We start from the raw sequence: 11,788 nt of genomic DNA on the forward strand, positions 1-11,788 counted from the left end.
AATGGAAATAAAAAATAGCTATAATTTTCAAAATACAATTCAAACAGTTTTTCCAGATACCATTGCCTCTGAAATCGGCCTAGAAGAAGGGGACCAACTTCTGTCCATAAATGGTCAAAAAATAAAGGACGTCATTGACTATCGATTTTTAATTCATGATGAACAGATTGAGCTAGAGATTGAGAAGAAATCTGGAGAGATTATTATTTTTGACATTGAGAAGGACTATGATGAAGATTTGGGCCTAGACTTTTCCAACCCCTTAATTGACCATGCCAAATCTTGCTCTAATCATTGTGTATTTTGCTTTATTGATCAACTTCCTAAAAACTTAAGATCAACTCTTTATTTTAAGGATGACGATTCCCGCTTATCCTTTTTACAAGGAAACTTCATTACCCTGACAAATATGTCTCAGGATGAAATAAATCGGATGATTCAATATCGCATTAGCCCGGTAAATGTATCCATCCACACAACCAATCCTAGCTTAAGAAAGAAAATGCTAAGGCATCCAGACGCAGGGAATGTTTTAGAGACCTTAAAAAGATTTCATGAAGCTAATCTTGAAATTAATGGACAAATTGTTTTGATTCCGGAGATGAATGATGGAGAAGAATTAGAAAGGACTATGGAGGACCTCTATAATCTTTATCCAACTCTTCAGTCTGTTGCTATTGTTCCCGTAGGCCTTACAAGACACCGAAAAAACTTATTTCCTTTGAGGGATTTTACAGAGGATGAACTTTTAAGGACCATCAATCAAGTTGAAAAAATGCAAAAAAAATGCTTAGAAAGCATAGGGACGCGACTTTTTTTCCTATCAGATGAGTTTTATTTAAAGGCAAAAAAATCCCTGCCCCAAGAAGAAGACTATGAGGGCTATCCCCAAATAGAAAATGGTGTTGGCATGACCAGGTCTTTTCTAGAAGAAATTGACCAGGCTCTTGAAAAGAGCAAGGACTATTTAAATAAAAAAATTACAGGTAAGTCTTTGAAGATTGCCTTCGCAACTTCTACCCTGTCTAAAGAAACCATGTTGAAGATTAAAGAGAAGTTAGAAAGGGACATTCCAAACCTATCTATAGATGTCTATCCAGTAGAGAACAATTTTTTTGGTAGATCTGTTAATGTTTCAGGCTTGTTAACAGGCCATGACCTCTTAGATCAATTGAAAGGGATAGAAGCAGATGCTATAATGTTACCCAGGAATATGTTTCGTGAAGATATGCTCATTACTTTGGATGACCAAACAGATGAATCTTTATCAAAACAATTAGAACAGGAAATTTATCTCGGATCATGGGATGGTTTTAAATTTATAAATGAATTAGAAAAGGTGATCGATAATGAGTGATCAAATTGTATGCATTGTAGGCAAGCCCAATGTAGGCAAGTCTTCTTTATTTAATAAAATTGTAGGTCAAAGGATATCCATTACAGAGGATACTCCAGGCGTAACCAGAGACCGCATTTATGGACGCGCCTCTTGGCTGGGTCGAGAATTTATCTTAATTGATACTGGTGGGTTGGACGTTAAATCTGATGATACCTTTATGAAAAATATCCGGCTTCAAGCCGATATCGCTTTAGAAACTTCAAATGTGATTATCTTTTTAGTGGATGGTGTAGAATCGGTTACTGCCATGGATCGAGATTTAGCCAATCGCTTGAGACAAACCAATAAAAAAGTCATCTTAGCTGTCAATAAATTAGATTCTAAAAAAACAAAAGAAAACATGTATGATTTCTATGAATTAGGCTTTGGAGAGCCCATATTTGTCAGTGCAGAGCAGGGTCAAGGGATTGGTGACTTGTTAGATAAGGTGATTGAAGATTTTCCTGTAGTAGATCCAGATGAAGATGACCCTAAAATTCGCGTCAGCTTCATAGGTAAGCCCAATGTAGGCAAGTCCTCCTTAATTAACTATATTCTTGGAGAAAATAGAAATATTGTAACCAATATCCCTGGAACTACAAGAGACTCCATTGATTCCTACTTTACTTATAAGGATACAGACTACATCTTTGTAGATACAGCTGGTTTGCGCAAAAGAAAGAAGATTGAAGAGAAGATCGAAAGGTACTCTGCTGTTCGAACTTTATCTTCTATTGATCGGTCGCATATTTGTGTCTTAATGGTGGATGCAACAGAAGGTATTTCAGAACAGGATACAAAAATTATGGGCTACGCTCATGATCAAAATAAGGGTTTAATTATTGCTGTAAACAAATGGGATGCTGTTGAAAAAGAAACAAATACCATGAGGGCCTATGAAAAGGAAATTAGAGAGAAACTATCCTTTGCTAGTTATGCCCCCCTTGTTTTTATTTCTGCCAAAACAGGCCAAAGAGTTACTCAACTCCTAGACCTCATTAATATTGTCAACAATAACTATAGCTTAAGAATTCCTACAGGAGTTTTAAACGATCTCTTGAATCAAGCGGTATTGATGAATCAACCACCATCAGACAAGGGGAGAAGGGGAAAATTATTTTATGGGTCTCAAGTTTCTACAAGGCCTCCAAAGTTTAATTTTTATGTGAATGATCCCGAATTGTTTCACTTTACCTACCGTAGGTTTTTAGAAAATCAAATACGAAAGTCTTTTTCTTTCGATGGAGTCCCCTTAACCTTTAATTACAAATCTAGAGGAAAGGAAACAGACTAAAATGTCCAGTCTATTTGTTGCAATATTTTCCTATTTAATGGGAACTATTTCGGGTTCGTTTTTAATTGGAAAGTATCATTTTAATATGGATATCCGCCAGGAGGGAAGTGGCAATGCGGGCACAACAAATGCCATTCGGGTTATGGGCCTTAAGTTTGGTTTTTTAACTTTTCTTATTGATTTTTTAAAGGGTTCCTTAACAGTGTATTTAGTGAAATATACTCTTGGGCCTTCTTATGTCTATTTATCCATGTTTTTTTGTGTACTAGGCCATGTTTTTCCTTTCTATATGCATTTTAAAGGAGGAAAAGGTGTTGCAACAACCATGGGAGCTAGCCTGCTTATTGGGTTTTATCCCAGCTTGCTAGGTATTATAATATGGTCAATTGGAGCTTTAACGACTCGTTTGATTAGTTTATGGTCAATCCTTTTGTACTGTTTTCTGCCTTTCTTTTATTATTTTTTAGAAAAGGGCACCTTTAGTAAGGGGCAATTTAGCTTATTACTTTTAACCTGTTTATTGGGATTATACCGTCATAAAGATAATATCAAGAGATTGCTTCGTGGCGAAGAAAAGAAACTTGGAGGATGATTATGAAAATAGCAGTTCTAGGTGCTGGAAGTTGGGGTACGGCCATTGCAAGACTCCTAGCAAATAAGGGCTATGACCTGGTTATGTACACCAATTCTAAAGACCAATATAAAGTTTTACAAGAATCTAAGGAAAACCCTGCCTATTTACCAGGGGTTTCTTTACCAGAAAACTTATCCTATACACTGAGTCTTAAGTGTGTCGAAGAAGCAGAGATAATTGTCTTGGCAGTTCCCACTTCAGCATGTCGTGAAGTTTTAGACAAGATCAAAGAATATTCTTTAAAAGAAGATGTTATCCTAGTTAATCTAGCTAAGGGAATTGAAAATAAGAGCCTAAAGAGGGTATCTGAAATTTCAAAAGAAATTTTGGGAGACCTTCCTTTTGTTTGTTTATCAGGGCCATCTCATGCAGAAGAAGTAGCCAAAGATATTCCTACCTGTGTAACCGTAGCTTGTCAGGATATGGCTCATGCTTACAAGATACAAAACATATTTTCAACTAAAAACTTTCGAGTTTATACCAACCACGACTTGGTAGGAGTTGAATTAGGAGGAGCTTTAAAAAATATTATTGCCTTGGCAGCAGGTATCAGCGACGGCCTTAAATTTGGTGATAATACTAAGGCCGCTCTTATGACTCGAGGAATGTATGAGATCAGCAAGCTTGCTATTGAAATGGGAGGGAATCCTCAAACTTTTCATGGCTTAGCCGGTATGGGGGATTTAATTGTAACCTGCACCAGTATGCACTCGAGGAATCGCAGGTGTGGAATTTTAATTGGACAAGGCCTAAGTGTTGAAGAGGCCAGTCGTCAAGTTGGTATGGTTGTTGAAGGGGTTAAAACCACCAAGTCGGCTTACGATTTGGCTAAAAAACTATCTGTAGACATGCCCATTACTAATAAATTATATGGAGTTTTGTATGAAGACAAAAATCCCTTGGAAGCTGTTAAAATTTTAATGACGAGAGATTCAAAAGATGAAATTGAAGAAGTCTTTTTCTTATAGGTGTTATTGTGGTTAGAAAAAATAAAAGGTCAAAAAGGAAACCTCTAAAGGGACTTTTGGCTTTCCTACTTTTTATACTAGTCGTATTTCTCTTAGTTCGTCCTATTTTTAGAATTGGATATAAAAAATTAGCTACTACCCGTCCGAAGATGACAACCTATAAAAATGTTATCCGGGGACAGGGTTATACGATTTTAAACCAAAGTCAATTTTATGCAAAAAATGATGGAATTGTGGTTTATGGAGCCCAAGAAGGGGAGAGAGTTCCTGTTGACTATGAAATTGCTACAGTTAACTTTCAGGATGATTTTTCCTCACAAAAGGATGATTTAATTCGCATCCAAGCAGCAATTGACTATAAAAGTAACAAAAGATCATCTGAAAAGGACAACTATCAAGAAACGCCAGAAATAAGAAAAACAATTGAAAAAATCCAAAGTTCAATCAAAGACAACGACTTTCAAGCTATGATTTCTGATATTAACAATTTGGACCTGATTACACCTCACAATGTCAACATTTCAGAATTAAGTGAATTGTTAAACGAGCCCCTGGAGTCGTTAGAAGAAAAAAAGGAAGACCTATCAAGGGCCTTGTCCCAAACCAGGTCAAGGTATGTGTCCACTTTCCCCGGAGTGATTTCCTATATTTTCCCAGCAGGTAAAAGCTTAAATTATGATGGATCTTTCGATAAGTTTACCTTAAGCTATTTGGATCAATTGCATTTTAGCCCCATCCAACAATCAGGAGTTAAGGTTAAAAAAGACAAGCCTATTTTTCGAATTATTGACAACCTTCAGTGGTATATAGCTGTAAGTGTCCACAATAATTCAAAATTAAAAGACCTAGAGATTGGTCAAGAAGTTAGCTTGGTCCTTAATAAGAAAGAAGCAATTAAGGGAGTTATAAGAGAAATTAAAGAGGGACAGGCAAAAGAAGGCGTCATTATTATTGCTATGGAAGAGGGTTTTGAGCAAAACTATACCAAGGCCAAGCAAAATGCAGAAATTATTTTAAAGCAAGAAGACGCTTATACAGTACCAGCCAAGGCTATTGTGGAGCAGAAGAAAAAAACTGGGGTCTACGTTCAAGATATCCATAATCTAGTTCGTTTTGTCCCTGTAAAAATCATTGCCCAAAATGAAGATTGGGCTTATGTAAAAAAAGGAGACATGAAAAATAAAATTACCATTGGTGAAAAAAATCAGCATAAGCAGGTACAAACCATTACCTATGAAGACAATATAGTCCTAGATCCAACTGCAGTCCAAGAAAAACAGTTAATTAATTAGAAAGTAGTGACATATGAATTATTCAGACCAGTTTGAACGCGTCCGCGAAAATATCCAAAAAGCAAAAGAAAATAGCCCTTACCAGCAAGAAGTCAAGTTAGTTTGCGTCACAAAAAATCATGACCCATCCATTGTTCAGTCTGTATTAGACAATGGAGAGCACTGTATTGGAGAAAATCGAGTACAAGAATTTTTAACAAAATATAATGCATACAAAGACCATCCCGACAAGTTGGAATATCATTTAATCGGATCTTTACAAAGTAATAAGGTAAAATATATCATTGATAAGGTCGACTTAATTCATTCTCTTGATCGCTTGAGTCTGGCAAAAGAAATCAATAAAAGAGCCAAGGCCATTGATCGAAAGATGCCTTGTTTGATCCAAGTTAATGTATCCAAAGAAGATACCAAGTCTGGACTTTATGTAGATGAAGTTGAATCTTTTATAGAAAAGTGTTTAGAATACCCCAATATTTCAATCCAAGGACTCATGACTATGGCTCCTCATACCGATGATACGGACTATATCCGAAAAATTTTTAGAGAATTGTCAAAATTACGAGAAAAGATTTCAAAAAAAGGGTATAATGAATTAGATATGAAATATTTGTCCATGGGTATGACAAATGACTATACAATAGCGATTGAAGAAGGCGCCAATATTGTTCGCGTTGGGCGGTCCCTTTTCGGTCAGCGAGATTATAGTAAAAGATATTATTAGGAGGAAAGTTATGAGTAATGTGTTTTCAAAATTTATGCGAGCTTTTGGTTTTGGTTATGATGAAGATGACTATGAAGATTATGAAGAAGAACTTCAAGATGACCAATTCGAAGAAGAAGAAAATCCTATTGTGCCCGAAAGAGATCAACAAAGAAGCCTAAAAACCCGTAAGACTATGGCTAGAAATGGAAACATTCATATGCACACTTCAGGAAACATGGTTATTTCTGTCCATGAACCCTTGAATTATGACGAATCTCCAAGCATTGTAGACGACCTTAAGGCTCATAAGGCAGTTGTTTTAAATTTTGAACAATTAGACCTGGATGTGAAGAGAGAAATCTTTGATTTTGTAAATGGAGCCCTTTATGCTATTGAAGGTAAGATTCAAAAAGTAAATAAAGATATCTTTATTCTAGCCCCCCCATCTGTTGAAATTGATGGATTAAAGGAAGAGCTTCAAAACTCAGGTGTTTTCCCCTGGTAATGCTTGATAAAGCTAAGTATATATCCCACTTAAATAATCCTGAAGACGAAAAAACTGCACGCAGGATTTTAGACTATGTTGAAGGGGCCCTAAAACATAAGTCTGTCTATAGTTCTGATTTTCTAAATCCCCATGAACAAAAACTTGCTAGTAGTCTAGTCTCTCAATTTCATGATCTTCATTTTCGCCTTGATGGTGGATTTGAACCAAGTGAACAAAAAATTATCTTAATTGCACCTGATTTCTATAACCTAGAAGATTATTCGGATTTGCAATTAATCCAGGGCCCGTGGGATGGATTATTTTCCCATCGCGACGTATTAGGTAGCCTTTTATCTCTAGGCATCGAAAGAAAAAAGATTGGCGATATTTTTTTCTCTGAGGATGCCTTTTATTTTGCTGTAAAAAATGAGCTGGCAGACTTTTTGGAATTTAACCTAAAAAAGATAAGAAGAAATTCCATAAGCTTAAAAAAAATTGATGCCACAAAACTTATTCGCCCCAAAATTCATTATGAAGTTAGAGAGTTGACTGTTTCTTCCTTGAGATTAGACACAATAATTAGCGAATATTTCCACCTATCCAGAAGCCAAAGTAGTTTGCTTTTAAAAAGAGAATTGGTTAAGGTGAACTTTTGTCTTGAAACAAAACCCTCTGTGCTTCTCAACCAAGGAGATATGGTTTCCGTTCGCAGGAAAGGACGGTTTATTTTTGATGGAATTATCAAAAAGACAAAAAAAGAACGCTACAGGGTTCGAATTCTATATCAAAAATAGGAAAGGATTTATATGACATTTTTACTTGTATTGTTGCTGACATTATTAGACCAATTTTCAAAACTATTAGTGGTTAAATATCTTGTATCTAGAGATCTGGTCCTAGTGCCAGGTTTTTTTAAGTTAATGTACCTAGAAAATTCAGGGGCTGCATTTGGTATTTTACAAAATAAATTCCTTTTGTTCCTAATTATTACCCTAGTGGTAGTCGTTGCTATTCTTTATAATTTACCCAAGCTTAAAAAATTTTCCTTGCCATACTGGTCCTTGGTTTTAATTTTAGCGGGAACTTTTGGTAACTTCATTGATCGGGTTCGACTGGGCTATGTGGTAGACTTCATTAGTTTGAAATTTAAAAGTTATCATTTTGCCGTCTTTAATCTGGCAGATACCATGATTGTTGTGGGGTCCATCCTTTTATGCTTTACTATTTTGAAGAGCGATGGTAAGGGGAATTCATGGAAAAAATAATTCAGGGTCTAGATGGCCTGCGTTTGGATGTCTATTTAGCGGATAAATTAGGGATGACCCGGTCTCAAGTGAAAAAGTTGAACAAGGAAAAAAGGATTCTAGTCAACCATCAAGAAGTTAAGGCTGGATTTCTTTTATCTAAGCAGGATGAGATTCGTGTATATTTGAAAGGTAAGTATCAAATCATTCCGGTTAATAAGGAATTGGATATTTACTATGAAGATAAAGATTTACTCGTTGTTAATAAGCCCAAAAATTTAGTGGTCCATCCGGGGGCAGGGGAAGAGGAAGATAGCTTGGTCCATAGACTTTTATACAAGTATCCTAACCTACCTATTTTGGACGATCCTTTGCGTCCTGGCATCGTCCACCGTTTAGATAAGGATACAGAGGGTCTACTGCTTGTGGCTAAAAATGAATTTACCATGAAGGCTTTAATGGAAGATTTCAAAAAGAGGAGGGTCAAAAAAATCTATAAGTGTATCGTTCATGGTTTGCTTAGAGAGCCTTTGACCATTAATAATCCTATTGGTCGGAGTAAGGTTGACCGTAAAAAAATGACGACCTATTCCGAGGGGAAGAAAGCCATTAGTCATGTTCGCCCCCTAGATTGGTCTGACAATAAAAGCTTATTAGAAGTTTCTATTGTCACAGGAAGAACCCACCAGATTCGTGTCCATTTAAAATCTATAGGACATAGTATTATTGGGGATCAAACTTATTCACATCAACCTTTTTATGGTTTAGACTCCCAGGCCCTAGTAGCCAGCCAAATGTCTTTTATTCATCCTAGAAGTCACCATCTGCTTATGGTTCAAAGACCAAATCCAGAATATTTTGATACAATTATGAAAAAATAAGATTGAAATAGAGAAGTAGGGGTGGTATAATATAGCCATAACTTAATAGTTGTCTTAGGAAAAGGGAAATTGGTGCAAATCCAATACAGCCCCCGCTACTGTAATTGAGATGAAATCAACAATAAAGTCACTGAGAAATCGGGAAGACGTTGAAAGTAAAGTGATCATAAGTCAGGAGACCTACCTATGGACATTAAGTTAAGCTTTCGGTGGGAAATGCTACTATTAAAAACGTCAATAGTAACACCGAGAATTCCTACTGTAGCGAGGAATTTTTTTATTGCTCAATTTACAGTTCTGAAATGACGGTCTACCTCCCATTTCAGAGGAAGAGGCTGTAAATAAAAACATATTTAATTACCCCTATTAAAGAACCTCTCACCGAGCAATGTGAGAGGTTCTTTCTTTTTTTATTAAACAAAAACTGCTTCTTGAAGAGGAATTTCTCTTTGGCTTAAATAGTTCAAAAGCTCTTCTACAAGATCTTGATATTGGTCAAAAGAGGAAACAAATTCAATAGAATCATTGGCAACTCCCGTACAGAAATTAGTTACTAGGGCCAGACTAGCATAGTTCATAGAGAGCTCTCGAGCAAGAAAAACTTCGGGAGATCCGGTCATTCCTACAAGGTCGCCACCAATCATTTGATAAAATTTAATTTCAGCTGCTGTTTCAAAACGAGGTCCTTCTGTACAAACATAGATTCCTTTGTGAATAGATTCTTGCCTTTGACTAAAGAAATTTTCAAGTTCTTGAGTTAAGGCTTTGCTATAGAGGTTTGAAACATCTAAGTGTCTCAAGTCGTGGTCCTGTCCATCATAAAAAGTGCTGATTCGTCCTTTGGTAAAATCCAAGATATCCTTAATGGCAACAAAGTGGCCAGGTTTAAAGTCTTTATTTAATGACCCTACTGCGCATAGGCTTAGAATTTGATCTACACCTAATTCTTTCAGAGCCCACAAGTTGGCCCTATAATTAATCAGGTGGGGAGCCACGGAGTGGTCTAAACCATGTCTGGGTAGGTAGTAAAAGCTCTGATTTTGGGTCTTTATCCTATAAATAGACCTGGGCCCAAAGGGTGTTTTAACTGTTTTTTCTTCCTCAGGTTTTAAAAATCGATCAAAACCAGTTCCTGCAATTAAAGCTAGCATAAAATCAACCTCCTGAAATTAATTATAACAAAAGAGGATGAAAAATGGACTCTTTATTTAAATGTCAAGATTTTTCAGTTATAATAGAATCAATAGGAGGGTTTTATGAATACAAAGCGAATGGATGAAGGCCTTGCCAGGATGTTACAATATGAAAACGTGGCCTGGTATGAAAAAGGGTGCGTTAAAATATTAGATCGTAGAATCTATCCAATTGAAGTGAAATTTGTAACATGTCACCACCACACAGAGGTGGCCCAAGCTATTTCTGACATGGTGACACAAAGCGCCGGCCCCTATACCGCAGCAGGAATGGGCATGGCGCTGGCAGCCTATGAAGCAAGACTTCTTAATGAAAAAGACCAATATCAATTTTTACTAGATGCAGCAGAATGTATTTCCTCGGCTCGCCCAACCACAAAAGATCGATTAAAACAAGTAGTTATGGGGTGCCTATCTGTTGCTAAAGATAACTTGGGGAAAAATTGCGACCAGGCAATTTTTCAATACACCCTACAAGCTATGAATAATCGTTATGAGAGAATTGATAGAGTGGCTTGTGAACTGATAAAAAAAATGCCAAAAGATGCTCGAGTCATGACCCAATGTTTTGGAGAAACCATTATAGGGATGATGATTCGCCAAGCACAAAAAAATGGAATTAACTTAAAGATGGTTTGCCCGGAAACCAGGCCCTTTTTACAAGGAGCTCGTTTTACTGCATCTTGTGCAAGAGATATGGGTGTAGATGTCACTGTAATAACAGATAATATGCCGGCCTTTTACATGGAGCATGAAAAAATTGACCTATTTACTTCAGCAGCAGATGTTATTTGTATGGATGGGAGTATTATAAACAAGGTTGGAACCCTACAAATTGCCATTTGTGCCAAATATTTTAATGTTCCATACTATTGCACGGGAATTCCTGACTTAAACCACCCTGATGCCAGGAGTGTAGATATTGAATTTAGAGATCCTGAAGAAACCTTATCAGCCCACCATATCAAACACACTCTAGAAGGAGTAAAGGGCTATTATCCTGCCTTTGATATTACGCCGCCAAGCCTAGTTAGCGAAATTATCACAGACCAAGGATCGTTTTTACCGGATGCCTTGGATAGCTACAAGGCCGACCAGGCTAATTTTTATAATTTTGCCGTATAGGAGGGACCATGTTAGAAGAGGAAATTAAATTTATACTTGAACTGGATAAGATGAAATCTGTCTATCGTCGGACCTATATTACATCGGGAGATCGAAGAGAAAATGATGCAGAGCATAGTTTTCACATTGCCCTAATGGCACATTTGTTAAAAGACTATGCTGACAAACCCATTGATGTAGATCGGGTTTGCAAGATGTTATTGGCCCACGATTTAGTGGAAATTGATGCAGGAGATACCTTTGCCTATGATACTAAGGGATATGAAGATAAAAATGAAAGGGAACTAAAGGCGGCTAATAGACTTTATGGCCTTTTAAAAGAAGACCAAGGAAAAGAATTTTTTGACCTATGGCTTGAATTTGAGGAAATGAAAACAAATGATTCTCTTTATGCTAATGCCATGGACCGTCTACAACCCATTATGATGAATTATTATGGGAAAGTTGCAACCTGGGCCCTCTATCCTATTAGTCGAGAAATGGTCTATAAGCGATTGGAACCTATAAGGGAAATTTCCAATCAGCTCTGGACCTATGCCTGCAATATAGTAGACGATTATTTTGATAAACATAAAGGATTGTGATA

General features: G+C 36.6%; 13 protein-coding genes and 1 riboswitch. Of the genes, 12 read left to right on the forward strand and 1 reads right to left on the reverse strand.

The annotated features are described in order from the left end of the window. Position 1 precedes the first annotated feature (1 nt). The 10 genes from CS898_RS08030 to CS898_RS08075 all read left to right on the forward strand — a co-directional run bounded on the left by CS898_RS08030 (position 2) and on the right by CS898_RS08075 (position 8,884). Entirely contained in the window at positions 2 to 1,357 is a 1,356-nt protein-coding gene (locus CS898_RS08030; protein ID WP_099208786.1) for a DUF512 domain-containing protein, read from the forward strand. Beyond that, entirely contained in the window at positions 1,350 to 2,672 is a 1,323-nt protein-coding gene (gene der, locus CS898_RS08035; RefSeq protein WP_009431855.1) for a ribosome biogenesis GTPase Der, read from the forward strand. Before CS898_RS08030 ends, der begins: the two co-directional genes overlap by 8 nt. Before the next feature lies 1 nt (position 2,673). Further along, positions 2,674 to 3,264 (forward strand): glycerol-3-phosphate 1-O-acyltransferase PlsY, encoded by a 591-nt coding sequence (plsY, locus tag CS898_RS08040; protein WP_099208787.1) that lies wholly within the window; start codon positions 2,674 to 2,676, stop codon positions 3,262 to 3,264. A 2-nt stretch (positions 3,265 to 3,266) separates the two neighbouring features. Then, positions 3,267 to 4,274 (forward strand): NAD(P)H-dependent glycerol-3-phosphate dehydrogenase, encoded by a 1,008-nt coding sequence (locus CS898_RS08045; protein ID WP_009430018.1) that lies wholly within the window; start codon positions 3,267 to 3,269, stop codon positions 4,272 to 4,274. A 149-nt stretch (positions 4,275 to 4,423) separates the two neighbouring features. Beyond that, a complete protein-coding gene (locus CS898_RS08050; RefSeq protein WP_143614610.1) occupies positions 4,424 to 5,566 on the forward strand; it encodes a biotin/lipoyl attachment domain-containing protein in 1,143 nt (380 codons plus the stop codon). 13 nt (positions 5,567 to 5,579) lie between these two features. After that, positions 5,580 to 6,290, forward strand: coding sequence for a YggS family pyridoxal phosphate-dependent enzyme (locus CS898_RS08055; protein WP_009431862.1), 711 nt, complete (start codon positions 5,580 to 5,582; stop codon positions 6,288 to 6,290). A 10-nt stretch (positions 6,291 to 6,300) separates the two neighbouring features. Beyond that, positions 6,301 to 6,777 carry a cell division protein SepF gene (locus tag CS898_RS08060; protein ID WP_009431650.1) on the forward strand — a complete coding sequence of 159 codons (477 nt, stop codon included), beginning with the start codon at positions 6,301 to 6,303 and terminating at the stop codon, positions 6,775 to 6,777. Then, complete coding sequence (locus CS898_RS08065) at positions 6,777 to 7,553, forward strand: YlmH family RNA-binding protein (protein ID WP_099208789.1); 777 nt, start codon at positions 6,777 to 6,779, stop codon at positions 7,551 to 7,553. The genes CS898_RS08060 and CS898_RS08065 overlap by 1 nt, the downstream gene beginning before the upstream one ends. Before the next feature lie 12 nt (positions 7,554 to 7,565). Beyond that, on the forward strand, positions 7,566 to 8,024 hold the full coding sequence (gene lspA, locus CS898_RS08070; protein WP_099208790.1) for a signal peptidase II: 459 nt from the start codon (positions 7,566 to 7,568) through the stop codon (positions 8,022 to 8,024). After that, on the forward strand, positions 8,012 to 8,884 hold the full coding sequence (locus CS898_RS08075) for an RluA family pseudouridine synthase (RefSeq protein WP_099208791.1): 873 nt from the start codon (positions 8,012 to 8,014) through the stop codon (positions 8,882 to 8,884). The genes lspA and CS898_RS08075 overlap by 13 nt, the downstream gene beginning before the upstream one ends. Positions 8,885 to 8,906: 22 nt before the next feature. After that, a riboswitch (cobalamin riboswitch) is annotated at positions 8,907 to 9,086 on the forward strand. Positions 9,087 to 9,297: 211 nt separating this feature from the next. On the opposite strand, the gene CS898_RS08080 is transcribed toward CS898_RS08075, so the two are convergent. Next, a complete protein-coding gene (locus CS898_RS08080; RefSeq protein ID WP_099208792.1) occupies positions 9,298 to 10,035 on the reverse strand; it encodes an MTAP family purine nucleoside phosphorylase in 738 nt (245 codons plus the stop codon). Positions 10,036 to 10,140: 105 nt separating this feature from the next. On the opposite strand from CS898_RS08080, the gene CS898_RS08085 reads away from it, so the two are divergent. Then, positions 10,141 to 11,202 carry a s-methyl-5-thioribose-1-phosphate isomerase gene (locus tag CS898_RS08085; RefSeq protein WP_099208793.1) on the forward strand — a complete coding sequence of 354 codons (1,062 nt, stop codon included), beginning with the start codon at positions 10,141 to 10,143 and terminating at the stop codon, positions 11,200 to 11,202. Positions 11,203 to 11,210: 8 nt separating this feature from the next. After that, entirely contained in the window at positions 11,211 to 11,786 is a 576-nt protein-coding gene (locus CS898_RS08090) for an HD domain-containing protein (protein WP_099208794.1), read from the forward strand. Positions 11,787 to 11,788: the final 2 nt, after the last annotated feature.

The organism is Urinicoccus timonensis, from assembly GCF_900232945.1.
GTDB lineage: Bacteria > Bacillota > Clostridia > Tissierellales > Peptoniphilaceae > Urinicoccus > Urinicoccus timonensis.